Here is a 15,946-nt window from a genome sequence, read left to right as displayed (position 1 = left end):
TATTAAATTTTATCCATTAGAAATTTTTGAAACAAAGACATATACCCATAATCCTTTTCAAGTCTTTTGTTTTTTAGGTTTTGAGGAAATAAATTCTCATATACTAATTTAGTTGCTGCACCTGTACTAGCTATAGGAAGTAATAATGCTTCTGGATGATATTCTTTAAACATTCTATATTCGTCTTCAATACCATCCATTCCGCCAATAAAAACTGCTGCTGAAAATTCATTCTCTGAGAACATCTTTTCTCTGAGTAGTTTTATACTAGCAGGAATGCTGTCTTCTTTTTTCGTGAATACTATATTTTCAAACTTATTATTATCTGCAGGGAAAATATCTTTAAACCATAAAGATTGGTAAAGCTTCACGTGTTCTTGGATATTCATATCCAATTTTTCCATCACGTAATAAATTAATGGCGTTATTGATGGATGACCACCCCAAATTATTCTGTGGTGTGGCAATATGACTGTTGTCAAAGCAATAACTGAATCACGAATTGCAATAATGTCTGCTGTTTCTATGTACTTGGGATGTCTATCAGGAAGAGGAATACTTGCTGATAGAAAAATATTTTTTAAGATTTTTGTAGCCATCCTTGAAATTCTTGTTTTTTTAGTGTTTTAATGTCCTTCTTGAAATTATCATTTAACCATTCCAAATGTTGTAACCATTTATCACGTATTCTTAAATCATCATATATCAAGCGTATAGACACCTCATCGTATCCCATTAACTCTTTTTTTATTTCGGCAGATTGACAACTAGTAGAGCGCGGTATACCAATTGTAGGAATGTAGATAATGTGCTCACCAGTTGGCCGGTCTTCTGTTAAAATTTTCTCGGGCTGTACGGTAACGATTCTATTATTTTTTTCAGCCATGTTTCTAAACTCGGTGATTAAATTGTCCTGTCTTGCAGCTAGATTTCTGGCGCGTACAGATTCAACTTCGACAATTATATTTTCAATCATCGATTCAACTAGCTGATCAGTTTTATCATATTTTTTTTTTGTGAAATCGTTTTCACTTAACTGAATAGGATAACAGAGGTATGAAGATTTGTCAATATCCTTTATTTGATGATTTGGCCACACCAGCTGGACAATTCCTATTTGTTTTGCATTTGCCTCTGCAAATTCTTCTTTACACCAATGACTTTCCAAAAAACCAGGAGTATTTAGTAGTACAATAACATCACAATCTGTCATACGATGCCATAATTCATCTTGAAAAGGTTCTCCTTTTTGAATTGAGTGCGTATCAAGAAACACATCAAAATTATAGGCTTCTAAAGCCTCATATAATTGAATAGCTACACCGGTAGATTCTGCTCTTCGATAACTAATGAATACTTTTCTTGTACTTCTTAACAATTCAAAAGCTTCTAAGACAACATTAGTAATTCTATTTAATTCATTTTCTGAATATTTAATGGCATTTTGATTTTCTAAAACGCGTGGTATATCGGTTTCAAAACTGTCATAAAAGATTGGTAGAATCATCGTACCATCTTTCAGAAGCTTCTGAGTAACATCTAAATCCTTAAAATCGCTACTAGTGTCTCCAAAGTACAGCGCAAATGCAGGTTGGTTACCCTTATATTCATCTTCAATAGAGGATGCCGGAATGACTTTAATAAACTCTTCAGGCAATTTGAGATTCCTTAAATCCTCCCTTATTTGGTTAATAATTATTTGCCTTTCACGAACGTCTGAGCCTAGTGTTATGAGTTGATATTTGTATTTCATCTTTGAGAACAGTAATGTTTAAGTTCAACTTTAGTCATTTTAGCTAATAACAAGCTTTGAAGTTCTTCTAGTTGGAATAATTGGCTTCTTTTTCTTTCAATTTCGGATTGAAAAAATCGTAATTTTCTTGATATTAAATCAGTAATTTCATTACTGTTGAAGAAAAATAAATTTGAAATTATTTTGGTGTTAAGTACTGATTGAACTGAGCCACCAAGTGAACCTTGAATCTGTTTTTTTGTTTCTATAGAATTCAAATAACAATAAATTAATTTAGATGATATTCGAAGCTCGTCTGGCTTAATTATTATTGTATTCAAACAATTAGCCTCAAAATCGGCATCAAAAATAACAGGCATACCATTTGTTCCGTGTCTAGCTACTAAAATATCTCCTTTCTTTAATTGAGATTTTATATGTTTACTGTGAAATTTCTTATTAACATATTTAAGGTCTTTATAAGACATTCCTTGAGAAGTTAAATCAGTTGTCCTTAGCATTGGTATACCTTCATCCTTGCTACAATAAGAATCATAAAGAGAGCCTACAAACCCTACACAGACCTTTTTAGTTAATTTTTCCAATCTCTCCACTCTCCACCCCACAGGAATCTCCTTATCCAACTCATCATTAAAAACCATTTCACCACCAGAAGATTTATAAGGTTTACCTTCTTCATTAGGAAACTCAAAATCCACAAACCAATGCTTATACAAGGCTTGTGCGGTTTCTTCCAGTTTTTGGTTAAGCTGTTCATTAAGTTCAATGCGGTTGGTAACGGTGTTGTATTCATTAACTATTTCGCGTTGTTTTTCTATGGAAGGGATGGGGAGTTCTACTTCGCAGAGTTCATCCCAATCAAAGGTTTCTCTTGCAGAACCGTGTGATTTAAAGCGAGCATAACGGTCAAATTCTGGTCTTCCAAACCACATCATTAGGTATTCGGGATTCAGTTCGTTTTTATCAATTACTTCAAAGACCGTATATGCTTGTGAAATAATAGCCTCATCATAATCTTGTAATAAAGCAATGGAAATTTTATCGCCATTACGTGATGTTACTGGACCATAAGCAAATTGATTTTTCTCTATAATCTTGTAGGTTTTCATATTTGTACCTACCGTGTTTGCTATGGATGGCATTAATATTTTTTGAATACTTACCCCTAACAGTGTTTCTACCTTTAAATCAGTATTTCTTTTGTTTACTGGTTGTATGTAATCGCCAAGTTTTTTATAGTTCGAGCTCATAACCTAATTCTTTAAACACGTTTAACAATTGGGTCTTGCTCTCGGCTTCTTGTTGCAACAAATCGCTTAATTCCGTTTGTAGAGCCGTCATTTTCTCCTCAAAATTGATGTTCTCGTCACGGTTTACAAACTCAATATATTTACTAGGCACTAAAGAGAAGTCTTTCTTTATAATCTCTTCTTGCGAAGCTGAATAGCAGAATTCAGGAACATCTTTATAGTCAGTTTCCTTTTGCTGCCAACTGTGATAGGTTTTGGTAATATCTTGGATATTTTCTTCTGAAAATTGGATAAATTTCTTTTCAAAGGGAATCCCTTTTTGACGTAAATCCATAAACAGAATTTCATCCTCACGATTACGATAGTTTCTTATAGTATCAGGTAATTCAACAGTGCGTTCGGTTTTGTTTTTGTTTAAAATCCAAAGTGTTACGCTAATGTCTGTGGTGTAGAACATACTTCTTGGTAGAATAACAATGGCTTCCACCAAGCCATTCTCTACTAATTTTTTACGGATTTTGTATTCTTCACCACCTCCGGAGAGAGCCCCATTAGCCAAAATAAATCCAGCCACACCATTTTCGGACAGTTTACTTACCATATTCAAAATCCAACCATAGTTGGCGTTGCTTTTTGGAGGTAAATCATAGCCTTTCCATCGTGGGTCGTCTTGCAGCTCATCAGCACCTCTCCAATCTTTTTGATTGAAAGGAGGATTTGCCATAATAAAATCGGCTTTTAAGTCCTTGTGTTGGTCTTGCGCAAAGGTATCGGCAGCTTTATCGCCTAAATTGGCAGCGATTCCACGAATGGCTAAATTCATCTTAGCTAGTTTATAAGTAGTGTTCGTATATTCTTGACCATATATAGAGACCTCTTTCTTATTACCGTGATGATTTTCTATAAACTTTATGGATTGCACGAACATACCACCAGAACCACAAGCAGGGTCATAGATGATGCCTTTATAAGGTTCTATCATTTCGGCAATTAGATTTACAATACTTTTTGGGGTGTAAAATTCTCCCTTTCCTTTTCCTTCTTTTAGCGCAAATTTTGATAGGAAATATTCGTACACTCTTCCAACAATATCCTGACCTTCATTTTGTAGCGTATCTATCTCGTTTATTTTATCTAGTAATGATCCTAATTTGGATTTATCTAAACCTAAGCGAGAGAAATAGTTGTCGGGTAAGGCTCCTTTTAACGATGGATTGTTTTTTTCGATGGTGTGCAAAGCCGTATCAATTTTAATAGCGATATCATCTTGCTTTGCATTTTTACTGATATAGGACCAACGAGAAACTTCTTCTAGAAAGAATACGTTTTTCATATTGTAGAAATCTTTCATTTCTACATATTTCTCTTTACCTTCTGCAATGAGCTCCTGTCTTCGTTGTTCAAATTTATCACTGGTAAATTTCAGGAAAATCAACCCTAATACTACGTGTTTGTATTCCGAGGGTTCAACAGAGCCTCTTAGCTTATCACACGATTGCCAAAGGGTTTCTTCTATAGATTTGGTCTTCAGTACTTTTTTCTTGGCCATTTATTGGTTGAGTTATTTTACTTTAATTCATTAAATTTTTCCTTCATCGTGGGATTGTTGTAGGTTAACTTCTTTATAGTTAAATCCTCCGCTTTGTTATTTGCCAAACGTAAATTATTGACAGATGCCAGCAGTGCATCTTTTGTCTTTTGTAAATGCGTCATGGTTTTATCAATTTCTTTGATTGCATCCCCAAACTGTCTACTAGCTAAATCATAGTTTCGAGCAAATCCAGTTTTAAAATCATTGATTTTTTCTTCGAAATTGGTAATATCTAAATTTTGATTTCGCATAATACTGAGCTCCGTTTTATACTCCAGTGATTTTTTACCTGCGTTGCGTAATAGGGTAATCATCGGAATAAAAAATTGCGGACGAATAACATACATCTTGTCGTATTTATAAGAAACATCCACTATTCCAGTATTGTAAAACTCATTGTCAGCCTCTAATAACGATACAAGCACGGCATATTCGCATCCCTTGGCATTTCTGTCTTTATCCAATTTGGCAAAAAAATCTTCATTCCGTTTTTTAGTGGCAGTTTGGTCATTTTCATTTTTCATTTCAAACATAATGGATACAATTTCATTATCATTTGCATCCTTATCTTTAAAAATAAAATCACCCTTGCTACCCCCGGAAGCATCGTTATCCTTTTCAAAATAGGCATTTGGAAAAGCCGTAGGTCTTATTTTATTAAACTCAATTTCGCAGTGTTGTTCTAGAGTTTCGCCAACCATTTTGGTTGAAAGCTTTTGCTTGTAATCTTTTAAGCGCTCAATTTCTTCGTCACGGTATTTTATGACTTGATCTTTGGTTTCCAACTCCCTTCTAAAATCATCTTTTAGAGATTTGGCTAATAATTCTTTTTCTACCTCTTTTGTTTTAAGGTTGTTTTCTAGTTTGTCCTTTTCCTTTTCTAAGACACTGACTGCCTCTTGCAGTTCCAGTTTCTTTTGTGTTTCCGCTTGCTCTAATTTGGATTGCAAGTCCCTAATTGTATTGTCTTTTTTTGAGACTTCTTGAATCAGCTCAGTCTTGCTTTTCTCTCGAAGTCTATCTATCTCTCTTTGTTTTTCAGCAAATTTTTGTTGGAATTCGTTTATCAACTGCGACTCTTTCAATTGAAGGGCATCAGCCTTTTGTCTTTCTGCAATATCCAAGCGATTTTTAATTTCATCTTGGAACTGCTGGTCCCGAACTTGCTTAACTATATCAGAATAAACCGAATCGTCTACTTTAAAGACTTCTTGACAATTTGGACATTTAACTTCTGTATTCTTATTCATTTTAATGATATTATTTGTAATCGAAACAATTGTTAATTCTTGATTGGGTTGTGTTTTGAACAAAAAGCATTTTCTAAATCTTGTTCTTTATCCCAAAACAAAGAACCACATTCCTTACAAGTCCTACGTCCGCGAATAGCGAGATACTTATAGAGCGTTTTCTTGGAGCCTACGTCAATCAATTTCATTATTTCTTCAACGCTCAATTCATTATCCCTATAATAGCGTTCAGCCAATATAGCCTTGTGCTCAGCCTTTTTGCTCAAGCCCGGTTTACGGCCAAGCCGTACACCTCTACGCCGTGAACTTTCCAGTCCGGCGCGGGTCCGTTCAATAATAATGTCTCTTTCCAATTGGGCTACGGATGCGAAAATGTTGAAAACAAACCGACCATGGGGGGAGGTGGTGTCGATAAAACTCTCTTGAATGCTCTTGAAATGTACGCCTTTTTGCTCAAATTCCTCGATCAATTTGGCAAGATGAGAAAGGCTTCTGGCTATCCGGTCCAGTTTCCAGACAACCACGGTATCGCCTTCGCGTAACTTCGACATCATTTCATCCAGACCCTTTCGTTCTGCTTTGGCTCCAGATGAAATATCTGCATAGATGTTTTTGGAATCTACCCCTTCCTTTAAGAATGCATCGACCTGCAGATCGTGCTTTTGTGTTTTGGTGCTTACCCTTGCGTACCCAAATTTCATTTTGTGGTATTTATACGTGTACAAGGTAAACTATTAAAGTGTACGGTAATAGTAAACTCTAGAATATTAACAATCTGGTATGGCTGGCAAAGTTTATTTAAACGGTGGGTTTTGTACACTTGGAATGGCACATGAAACGGCAATTGACGAACAAATAACAGAATAGATTTGGTTTAGATGCTTTAATTGTTAATGGGCTATCTTTAAACTGCTATTAATTAATGGCACCAATTTAGAAAAGTGTTCAGCACATATCTACTCTCTGCCTTTCGCAATAGGTTCTGTACTTTTCGCATTCACTATTGTATTTTCGCAATTGCTCTTGTAATTCACAGGTCAAACAAAAACCTGGGAAATAACAATTTTCTAATCGTTTTTTCGATGATTACCCATTTTGCAAATCCTTCAGGGAAATAAATTTCACAACGATTATGGTGCGCTTCACAACAAAAAGGAGAAACATTACCACAACAGGGTAGGGAAATTGTTAGTATCGTTGTTTAAAGGTCAACAAAACAAAAACTATAGTTTTAAAAATTTTCCAATAAGTAAATTATGAAAACCTCAAATCTATTCAAATCAGTTATTGCAGGAATAATGGTATTGACCGTAATTGCGTGTAGCAAGGATGATGACCCTACCGCAAGCGTAACGGTCAATGGAACTACTTTAAGAACAAGCCCTTCTGACTTTACCGTTGGTGACCAATCCGATTTCAATGGTGACATCGATGCAAGTTTTACTGGCAACGGTGGTTCCACTACGCGTATGTTCAGCTGGAACAACAATCTCACTACGGCAGATTACAATGCCGATATCACGGCGACCACAGATGGCACCTTCAATATGATCGTAACGGATGCGGACGCAAATATCGTTTTGAACAGATCCTTGAACGGAGCGGTTGAACCGGATTCTTTCTCTGGGGTAACCGATGCAGGAACTTCTGGGATATGGACGGTGACGATTACCGTTGAGTCTTTCAGTGGTGATGGTAGTTTCTCTTTGAGCGAGGGGGACTAATCTCCCGTTTGTAAATATATGGAAGCCCCTCTATGGGGCTTTCTTTGTTTCTAGTTCTAATTATAAAGGAAGTTTTATAAAAGCAACCTTTTTCTGAACAGGGTTGGTTATGACTGTTTATTGAAATGTAGGACAATGCTTTTCACATAAGTTCAATTTATTATAGCATTTCTTGAACTATCTGAAAAATGGATGAATGACCATCATCAGGACAATCAATCTGTGATTACTTAATCCTTTACTCGAATTATTAATATTCACTCGGTAACATCAAGGTATCATTAATGAAGAATAAACGAAGTTCATCCAATGGAAAATCCGTATAAAGGTATTCTTGTTTTACCAGAACATTATTGTTTCCATCACTATAGATAACTTCGGCTTCATATTCCAAATTCATTCTTTCCGTTTCAGAGAGCCTTTTAAAATCTATAGTTACAAATTCACTACAAGTTCTCAGACTTTTGGCCATTATCGAGGCATCGGTAATTAACCAAAAACATTCCGCAACTTCGGAAAGGTATTTGATTCCGTCGGTATATCTAGTTTTAAATAATGGTAGCCTGTAGAACCCTTCTGTTCCTATGAATTGTGAAAGTTGTTCCATTATTTCATCTGCTTTTGCTTTCATTTTACTGAGTTTTTAGTTGTTGTATGAAAGGGCGGAACTTGTTCCGCCCCTTACTCCATTTACTCTTTTCCTTTGTTACCGATTAATAATATTTCGTCGGCTACTACTTCGGTCACATAGCGTTGGTTTCCGTCATCGGTAGTATAAGTTCTAGTCTTCAATTTACCGGTCAATCCAACTTCCTTGCCTTTAGTAATGAATTTTTCCACTACCTCCGCTGTCTTGCCCCATGCTACAATTGTATGCCAATTGGTATCCGTTTGTTTGACCCCATTGGAATCCTTATAATTTTCATTAGTAGCCAATGAAAACCGGGCAACCTTCTTTCCGTTATCCAAATTGGTAATGGTTGGTTCTTGTCCAACATTTCCGATCAACTGTACGTAATTTCTAATGGTACTCATAACTATTTGATTTTAAAGCCTACTCTATGGGAGGCATAATTAATAATTCCCTTTGGTGTGCACATTAAATTTTAAGGGGTGTTTGTTTGATTTCCTTTGTGCACCGCACTATGGATAAGGTGGGTTCTGTCAAGACTTTTTGTGAACAAATAGGGAGTGTCTGCTACTCAGTTGTTCCATTTAAAACTTTAGTGAAGTAGAAACCTTATTTTTCACAAAAACTCGCCTTGGTCTTGATAGGTTCCATAAGGGCATTAGCGATTCCTTTAAATCTGGTGGTAGACCGAGTGTACGGAAAGTTTAACCGGGAAACAATCGGATTTAAATTGGAATCGGTTATGCCATTCCCCGTTTTGCGCAGTTCCGCAAAACGAGAAGGGCCTTATACATTATAGACCCCTTAAAATTTAGAAGGGTACGGTTCGATTTTCAGGGATGAACGGGAAAGGGCACGAAAAGACCTTACCGTTCATCCTGGGAAGAAAATCAGAATCGGGGCCTACCGATGGGTAAAGCGGACTTACCTGTTTTTTGAACGGAATGAAGTGTTCCGAACCGGCGTGGCGGTTCGGCTAAATGGAATGAAGGCTAAAAACAACAGGTGTGTCCAAGACTTTTTAGCGAAGCTCTTTATCCAAAATAGAGAGATAAAGTGCTGAGAAAATGTATGATAATTGAAATAAAATAAACCTGTACATCTCCATTCGTTGCAGGAGGCCTATTTGTCCAATTTACCTTATATCATTCTCTTCAATTAATCGTACTTTCCGTGGATAACGAGTTCTGTATGCCGCAATAATTTTAGCAGTATGGTATGAATGCTTTTTATTGTCAATAAAATTCCTCAGCTCATTAATTGAAGCAATAGATTGAGAATGGTCGAGATAACCGTATCCCTGATATACCCCATGGAGTACTAATACCAAGCACTTTTCACCTTCAACACGTCCTTTTTCAAAAATTACGTAATTATCCTTTTCATTAACAATATATTGCAAAGCATTAGCGACTTTATTATTATAAGTTCCTATATCCTCCTTACCTTGACATACTCCATCACAATTCGAAAATTCATCAAGATAACAATTTCCCAATCTACTTTTCAAGCCAGTCTTCAATGGGCACAACCTAAATTTACTCGTTAGTTCGATTAACCGTTTAATGGCATCGCCCCTCTTTAAAAATATCTCATTAGGAGAGTGCATAAATGGCCTTCTTTCGATTTTTAGCTCCATAAGGCCCAATTTGTTCTTTTGGGATATTATATGATAAGTGATATAATCTTTCTTTTGAATATAATTATAGATGGGATTTAATTTATCGATTAAATCTGCTTCTCTCAATAATGCGATAAGTTCACTCCCGGTTCTTTCAAAATCTATATCACTAGTACTTTCACAAAGTAATCTTTCCTTTTTACTATTGCTGTAAAAATGGCTTAAGACCCTTTTTTTAATATTTTTAGCCTTGCCTACATAGATTACTTTCCCTTCGCTATTTTGAAATTTGTAGATGCCAGGCGTATTTGGCAATTGGCTGAACTTCGAGCCATGAGAGTCTTTGATTGCATTTTTAAGCTTCCCAGTTTTAGAATTTAAGAGATTAGAAATTAGGTCCCCCTTCTCATCTAACAGCACCAATCTTTGAAATAGAATAGAAACCGCCTGCCCGAGACGATCGGAATAGTTTCCTTCCTCATATGGAATGTTTAATACTCTAGTCAAATATGATAAGTCGTAACTCGTCATATTTGGCATTAATTTTTTTGCTAGGCGCTTAGTGCAAAGGTGTGCAGCATTAAATGCAAAACCCAAATAATTGAACTCTGATTGTAAAGCATAATGAATCAATGATGCATCATGTGCAACTAAAATATAATCGTCAAGCTCATTTAATAACCTTTGGGCAATATCTAAGAACGAGGGCGCCTGGTGCAATATCGCGTCAGTCAAACCAGTTCTATTGCCGACATAAGAAGGTATTGGCTCTTCTGGATTAACATTAGTATGAAAAATAGGTTCATAATGAGTACCTTGAAGTTTACTCACGGTCAACTGAATTATTCTTTGAGGTTTAGTTTTATATCCGTAGGTAACGAGCGATACGATGGCAAAATTTCTTCTCAGCATATTACTTTAACTAAAATCCATTCCAGAGGACAGATCCAATTTACTGGGTTTCTCGGCATCCCTAATTTTCATGAAATTAGGACCAATAGTTTGTTGGTTTACTAAATCCTCTGGTATAGAAGTTAAAAAATAGCTTTCATTGGCCTGTGATAAATTCTTCAATTGGACCGATTCAGATATTCCGTGAATGGCAGAGATAGATGCTATGTTTCTTGTAATAATAAGTCGATTTTTTGCACGCGTTAGGGCTACATATAATACTCTTCTGTCCTCCTCTATAGCTTCCATGTCATCTAAAGACCTAGCAGATGGAAATGATTTTGGGGATACATTCAATACGATACAAATATCAGCCTCTAAACCTTTTGCCGAGTGGATTGTCGATATTATAACATGATCCCTATCTTCGGAAGTAGTCAACTGCGATTCACTTAACACGGGAGATCCATTTAAATTCTCGGCATTGTCCAATAAACCTTCGCCAATAAATTCTGCCAATGTCGAATAGCTATTTGCCAATAATTTTAAAACCGGAAAATCACCTTTACGCTTTTCAATCCAGTCTTTTCTATATCGAAATGCTAAACCTAACGACATGGCTTCATATGCAATATCCACCATTCTGCCAACCTTGCCCCTTTCCCTTTGAATTTCTTCATATAACCCAGAAATTTTATCGCCATCTTTCCCCGGTATCGCCCTTTTTAAAAGAATAGGTATTTCGGTACTACCTTGGTCCGCAAGAATTATTGCCATAATTCTTGATGCTTTAACTTCACCAATGCCCTCCCAAAAGGTTAGAAATCTTATCCATGCGATTTCATCATATGGGTTATTGACAATCCTTAATAGCGAAACTAAATCCTTAATGTGTGCAGCCTGGAGAAATTTTCGACCACCAAAAGTGATGTAAGGAATTTTTCTTCTTATGAATACAGCTTGCAAGGTTTTAGTATAATATTGAGACCGAGAAAGTATTAGGTGGTCTGAAAATTGACGGTCTTCTTCCGAATAATTCTTCAAAATCTCATTGGCTACCCAATTGGCTTCTTGCCATTCATCACTTACATTTAACAACAAAGGTTTTTCTCCGCTACCTCTAATGGATTTTAATTTCTTTTTATAATCGATAGGGGATTTTTCCAATAGCCAATTAGCAATATCCAAAATTTCTTGTGTTGAGCGGTAATTCTTTTCTAATTTTAAAATTTCAGAATTAGGAACACGTCTATTAAATTCATTTACATTTCTAAAATCAGCTCCCCTGAAAGAATATATGGATTGTGCATCGTCACCCACACAGAAAAGATGACAAATATTAATAAATGGCGTTAGCAATTCCCACTGTAAAGGATTCGTGTCCTGGCATCTCATCAACAAGCAAATAATCTAAATCTTGAGCCAATAGGGATTTAGCTTCGGGGTTCGAATTTAGTTGTGTAGAAACCACCAATAATAGATCATCATAATCTAGATAGCGCAACTCCATTTTTTTCTTTTGATAAGCCCTCAGCAGTAATTCTACATCTGTTTTGATTGCTGAGATTTCGTAATCTGTATCTTTATCGTTTTTTCCATTGTAAACTAAATCACGCAAAGATTCTGTCAGGTTTTTTTTAGTATTTCTAGCATACGAGTAAATGTCTATGAGCTGTTGGGGTTTAATTCTAAATTTGCTATAAGCCTCTTTATAGTTTCCACAAATCATTTTCATAATTCCCAACTGATCATCAGGATCAATGACTGTGAAATTTGCTGCTCCAAATAAGTTGGGGTATTTAATAATCAGTTGATTGCACCAACTATGAAACGTTGCTCCATTTAAGGATTGAGCGCTTGCTTTAGGCAAATTAGATTTTACCCGCTCAACTATTTCATTAGCGGCTTTTTTAGTAAAGGTCAATATTTGAATTTTTGAAGCCTGTGCACCCTTTTCAACTAAATAAGCAGCTCTTCCAATTATCGTTCTTGTTTTCCCAGTACCGGCACCGGCAAGTACAAGGAGATGCTGCCCTTTAAATTCAACAGCTTTCAACTGCTGCTCGTTTAGTGATTCTCTATAGCTCATAGAAATATTAAATATTTAAATTAATCATTAATACCTTCGTTGACTATAATAAATCTTTTGAAGATGGCGATAATTTACTATAGTGAAATTATACGCTGCGATGATGAATAGATTAATTTTACCAATTTCCTTATTGGTGATAAAGACTTATAAAATTAGGGATTACCAATGCATTCCTTGGTCACTTTTCAATCAAAACTTTGATAAAAAATTATCAGAATTATAATTACTATTTACATGATGGAATTATTGCAAATTAATTTACCGACACCCTATAGGATAGTACTAAGTACTATGGGTATTTACTTCACTGTCATTCTATTTACTAGAATAGCCGGAAAACGTAGTTTTTCGAAAATGTCCAGCTTTGATTTTTCAATGACCGTTGCTATTGGTTCGGTCATTGCATCGACAATTCTCTCTCCTTCAATATCTTTAGTAAGTGGTATAATGGGATTGGCAAGTATTTATATATTGCAAATTCTTGTTGCAATCGGCCGAAGATATAAATTGTTAAAGCAAGCGGTAGATAACTCACCTTTACTTCTTATGGACGGACGAATAATTATAAAGGACAACTTAAAAAAGGCTAGGGTAACCGAAAGTGATTTACGCTCAAAATTAAGAGAGGCAAACGTCGCTTCATTAGATGAGGTACTTGCTGTAATTTTCGAAACCACGGGCGATATAAGTGTATTGCATAAGATTGATGGAGATATAAAACTCGACCCGTGGTTACTAACCGATGTGCAAAAATCTTAATACACCACTGCTTAGTTGTTTCCTATCAGCATGAACTATCTTTTTCAAAGGGTAGTTGTATGAAAATGATTTTAAGGCAACGCGCATAATATACCTCATTTATGATAAAGTCGAAGTTACTCATCGAACCTTTATCAATTATGTTCACATGTGATAAAACATTTTTTCAAAAAGGGCTTATTTGAGCTAAAAAAACCCCAGTAGTTTACCATTGCTGGGGTTTTTCTAAATTTGGTATTATACAGGAATTTTTTGCGCTACTTGCATTCGCTTCCAATTTCGATGCCTTGATATAGCATCTATAAATAACTCCGGTTTTTCATTAATTAGAATAGCTTCATCTTCCTTATATTCTTTTATACTAGAGGTCTCTAATAAATGTTCACCCTCTCCATCTGCAGCGATGGATTTACAATGAGAAAATGCTTCATTGATAAATTTGAGAAATTTCGATTCTTCTTTTAATACATTGACGGATTTCTTACCGCCCGGAATATAAATCGCATCGAAAAGAACACTCTCCGTAGTCATGATCGCTGCATCGACCTTGTGATCCATTCCTTCATCACATTTCACCATTCCTCCATGCGGGGCAATTATTTTCACAACAGCCTTTTCATTTTCTAAAGCTTTCCGCATGGCCTGAAAAGATTGCATATGGAATCCGTCAGCAACTAAAAATGCAATTTGCCTAGTAGCAATAGTATCAAATTTAGTGTTGGCTTGACTCAAAACAGGAGATTTCTCAAGATATATTTTTTTACTTCCAGGCTGATGGTCCTCAACAACCGCATCCGCCCCAATTGATTGATTCAAGGGTCTATCAATATCTTCGGGTATTTCCATTCCTAAATTATCCGCTACCCTTTTAGCTAAATTGGAATCAATTTGGCCAATTATAAATAGCATACGACTTTTAATCTCTTCGTGGTTACATTTACCCAATTCAAATGAATATGCAGATATAACATGTTCTTTTTCCCAATCGGCCAAACTTCGGTAGAATAATGCTGGTTGTGAAAAATGGTCACTAAAACTTTCGCTTCTGCCCCTGATTTTCTTGGCGTCGATTCGTTCTTGGTAAGATTCGAACGCTCCATCGGCGACTTTACTCAAATAGGGGCAACCTCCACCCAAAGCATTTGGAAAATACGCAGTTTGCCCTTTAGGAATTTCCATTTGCATATGGCCATCACGTTGATTTACATACGACTCAGCAACTGGCCTATTGATAGGAATTTGGTGAAAATTAGGGCTTCCTAATCTGGATAATTGAGTATCTCTATAAGAAAAGAGCCTACCTTGAAGAAGTGGGTCGTTCGTAAAGTCAATTCCAGGAACAATATTACCAGGCAAAAATGCGACTTGCTCAGTTTCGGCAAAGAAGTTTTCTGGATTTTTGTTGAGTACCATGCGCCCAATAATTTCAACAGGCACCATTTCCTCGGGTATAAGTTTGGTAGGGTCTAATAAATCAAAGTCAAATTTGTGCTCATCTTCTTCAGCAACAACTTGGATGCCTAATTGCCATTCGGGGAAATTGCCCGAATCAATTGCATCCCATAAATCTCTTCTATGAAAATCACTATCCGCCCCACTGATTTTCACAGCTTCGTCCCAAGTTACAGAGTGAACTCCCAGTTTCGGTTTCCAATGAAATTTGACAAAATGAGATTTTCCTTCCTCATTTATTAATCGAAAGGTATGTATGCCAAAACCCTCCATCATTCTGTAACTTCGAGGAATCCCTCTATCGCTCATAACCCAAATATGATTGTGTAATGTTTCGGTTGTTTTGGAAACAAAATCATAAAATGTATCATGTGCCGAGGCTGCTTGAGGAATTTCATTGTTCGGTTCAGGTTTCACCGAGTGAATTAGATCGGGGAATTTCATCGCATCTTGAATAAAGAAAATGGGCATATTATTACCTACTAAATCCCATGTCCCCTCTTTTGTATAAAATTTTACTGCAAACCCCCGAACATCTCTCGCCAAATCGGTTGACCCTTTTGACCCAGCCACTGTCGAAAATCTGACAAATACTGGAGTTTTTCTAGAGGTATCGGTAAAAATTCCAGCCTTTGAATATTTTTTGATATTTTTTGTTAACTCAAAATATCCATGTGCCGCGCTTCCTCGGGCATGTACTATTCTTTCTGGAATTCTCTCGTGATCAAAACTTGTAATTTTCTCTCGAAGTAGAAAATCTTCTAAAAGTGTTGACCCTCTCACGCCAGCTTTTAATGAGTTATTGGTATCATTTACTTTCAAACCCTGCCTTGTAGTGAGAGGTTTATTCGCATAGTCAATAGTATATTCTTCAAGTTGACGTGATTTATCGGATTCTGATGACTTTTCATTATTCTTTTCGGCCATGATAA

General features: G+C 36.0%; 14 protein-coding genes. 2 read left to right on the top strand and 12 right to left on the bottom strand.

Annotation, left to right across the window (positions count from 1 at the left end):
• Positions 1 to 2 precede the first annotated feature (2 nt).
• Genes IL356_RS15840 through IL356_RS15815 form a run of 6 tightly spaced genes read right to left on the bottom strand, consistent with a single transcriptional unit; the run spans position 3 to position 6,545 of the window.
• On the bottom strand, positions 3 to 599 hold the full coding sequence (locus tag IL356_RS15840) for an SLOG domain-containing protein (RefSeq protein ID WP_121848483.1): 597 nt from the start codon (positions 597 to 599) through the stop codon (positions 3 to 5).
• Positions 581 to 1,753, bottom strand: coding sequence for a toll/interleukin-1 receptor domain-containing protein (locus IL356_RS15835; RefSeq protein ID WP_121848482.1), 1,173 nt, complete (start codon positions 1,751 to 1,753; stop codon positions 581 to 583). Before IL356_RS15835 ends, IL356_RS15840 begins: the two co-directional genes overlap by 19 nt.
• On the bottom strand, positions 1,750 to 3,003 hold the full coding sequence (locus IL356_RS15830; RefSeq protein ID WP_121848481.1) for a restriction endonuclease subunit S: 1,254 nt from the start codon (positions 3,001 to 3,003) through the stop codon (positions 1,750 to 1,752). Before IL356_RS15830 ends, IL356_RS15835 begins: the two co-directional genes overlap by 4 nt.
• A complete protein-coding gene (locus tag IL356_RS15825) occupies positions 2,987 to 4,552 on the bottom strand; it encodes a type I restriction-modification system subunit M (RefSeq protein ID WP_121848480.1) in 1,566 nt (521 codons plus the stop codon). The genes IL356_RS15830 and IL356_RS15825 overlap by 17 nt, the downstream gene beginning before the upstream one ends.
• A 17-nt stretch (positions 4,553 to 4,569) precedes the next feature.
• Complete coding sequence (locus IL356_RS15820) at positions 4,570 to 5,844, bottom strand: DUF2130 domain-containing protein (protein WP_121850671.1); 1,275 nt, start codon at positions 5,842 to 5,844, stop codon at positions 4,570 to 4,572.
• 32 nt (positions 5,845 to 5,876) lie between these two features.
• Positions 5,877 to 6,545: a recombinase family protein gene (locus IL356_RS15815; protein ID WP_121848479.1), complete on the bottom strand. Its 669-nt coding sequence runs from the start codon at positions 6,543 to 6,545 to the stop codon at positions 5,877 to 5,879.
• 555 nt (positions 6,546 to 7,100) lie between these two features.
• Here IL356_RS15815 and IL356_RS15810 point away from each other — a divergent pair.
• Entirely contained in the window at positions 7,101 to 7,568 is a 468-nt protein-coding gene (locus IL356_RS15810) for a hypothetical protein (RefSeq protein WP_121848478.1), read from the top strand.
• A gap of 250 nt (positions 7,569 to 7,818) precedes the next feature.
• On the opposite strand, the gene IL356_RS15805 is transcribed toward IL356_RS15810, so the two are convergent.
• The 5 genes from IL356_RS15805 to IL356_RS20170 form a co-directional block, all read right to left on the bottom strand.
• Positions 7,819 to 8,199, bottom strand: a complete 381-nt coding sequence (locus tag IL356_RS15805; protein ID WP_121848477.1) for a DUF6876 family protein — start codon at positions 8,197 to 8,199, stop codon at positions 7,819 to 7,821.
• A 59-nt stretch (positions 8,200 to 8,258) separates the two neighbouring features.
• Positions 8,259 to 8,603: a single-stranded DNA-binding protein gene (locus IL356_RS15800; RefSeq protein ID WP_121848476.1), complete on the bottom strand. Its 345-nt coding sequence runs from the start codon at positions 8,601 to 8,603 to the stop codon at positions 8,259 to 8,261.
• 731 nt (positions 8,604 to 9,334) lie between these two features.
• A complete protein-coding gene (locus tag IL356_RS15795) occupies positions 9,335 to 10,732 on the bottom strand; it encodes an exonuclease domain-containing protein (RefSeq protein ID WP_121848475.1) in 1,398 nt (465 codons plus the stop codon).
• Positions 10,733 to 10,738: 6 nt separating this feature from the next.
• Positions 10,739 to 12,106, bottom strand: a complete 1,368-nt coding sequence (locus IL356_RS20175) for an ATP-dependent helicase (RefSeq protein WP_262689283.1) — start codon at positions 12,104 to 12,106, stop codon at positions 10,739 to 10,741.
• Entirely contained in the window at positions 12,051 to 12,800 is a 750-nt protein-coding gene (locus IL356_RS20170; RefSeq protein ID WP_262689281.1) for a UvrD-helicase domain-containing protein, read from the bottom strand. The genes IL356_RS20175 and IL356_RS20170 overlap by 56 nt, the downstream gene beginning before the upstream one ends.
• Positions 12,801 to 13,037: 237 nt before the next feature.
• On the opposite strand from IL356_RS20170, the gene IL356_RS15785 reads away from it, so the two are divergent.
• Positions 13,038 to 13,562, top strand: a complete 525-nt coding sequence (locus IL356_RS15785) for a DUF421 domain-containing protein (protein ID WP_121848474.1) — start codon at positions 13,038 to 13,040, stop codon at positions 13,560 to 13,562.
• A gap of 237 nt (positions 13,563 to 13,799) precedes the next feature.
• Here the strand turns inward: IL356_RS15785 and IL356_RS15780 are convergent, their stop codons facing one another.
• On the bottom strand, positions 13,800 to 15,941 hold the full coding sequence (locus tag IL356_RS15780) for a catalase (protein WP_121848473.1): 2,142 nt from the start codon (positions 15,939 to 15,941) through the stop codon (positions 13,800 to 13,802).
• Positions 15,942 to 15,946 lie beyond the last annotated feature (5 nt).

It is taken from the genome of Euzebyella marina (genome assembly GCF_014855515.1).
In the GTDB taxonomy this organism is placed as follows: domain Bacteria; phylum Bacteroidota; class Bacteroidia; order Flavobacteriales; family Flavobacteriaceae; genus Euzebyella; species Euzebyella marina.
This window is presented reverse-complemented; position numbering and strand designations above follow the sequence as displayed.

Bases quoted from the DNA above. Each gene is read 5' to 3' on its own strand.
- IL356_RS15840 (WP_121848483.1), bottom strand. From the start codon at position 599: ATGGCTACAAAAATCTTAAAAAATATTTTTCTATCAGCAAGTATTCCT.
- IL356_RS15835 (WP_121848482.1), bottom strand. From the start codon at position 1,753: ATGAAATACAAATATCAACTCATAACACTAGGCTCAGACGTTCGTGAA.
- IL356_RS15830 (WP_121848481.1), bottom strand. From the start codon at position 3,003: ATGAGCTCGAACTATAAAAAACTTGGCGATTACATACAACCAGTAAAC.
- IL356_RS15825 (WP_121848480.1), bottom strand. From the start codon at position 4,552: ATGGCCAAGAAAAAAGTACTGAAGACCAAATCTATAGAAGAAACCCTT.
- IL356_RS15820 (WP_121850671.1), bottom strand. From the start codon at position 5,844: ATGAATAAGAATACAGAAGTTAAATGTCCAAATTGTCAAGAAGTCTTT.
- IL356_RS15815 (WP_121848479.1), bottom strand. From the start codon at position 6,545: ATGAAATTTGGGTACGCAAGGGTAAGCACCAAAACACAAAAGCACGAT.
- IL356_RS15810 (WP_121848478.1), top strand. From the start codon at position 7,101: ATGAAAACCTCAAATCTATTCAAATCAGTTATTGCAGGAATAATGGTA.
- IL356_RS15805 (WP_121848477.1), bottom strand. From the start codon at position 8,199: ATGAAAGCAAAAGCAGATGAAATAATGGAACAACTTTCACAATTCATA.
- IL356_RS15800 (WP_121848476.1), bottom strand. From the start codon at position 8,603: ATGAGTACCATTAGAAATTACGTACAGTTGATCGGAAATGTTGGACAA.
- IL356_RS15795 (WP_121848475.1), bottom strand. From the start codon at position 10,732: ATGCTGAGAAGAAATTTTGCCATCGTATCGCTCGTTACCTACGGATAT.
- IL356_RS20175 (WP_262689283.1), bottom strand. From the start codon at position 12,106: ATGAGATGCCAGGACACGAATCCTTTACAGTGGGAATTGCTAACGCCA.
- IL356_RS20170 (WP_262689281.1), bottom strand. From the start codon at position 12,800: ATGAGCTATAGAGAATCACTAAACGAGCAGCAGTTGAAAGCTGTTGAA.
- IL356_RS15785 (WP_121848474.1), top strand. From the start codon at position 13,038: ATGATGGAATTATTGCAAATTAATTTACCGACACCCTATAGGATAGTA.
- IL356_RS15780 (WP_121848473.1), bottom strand. From the start codon at position 15,941: ATGGCCGAAAAGAATAATGAAAAGTCATCAGAATCCGATAAATCACGT.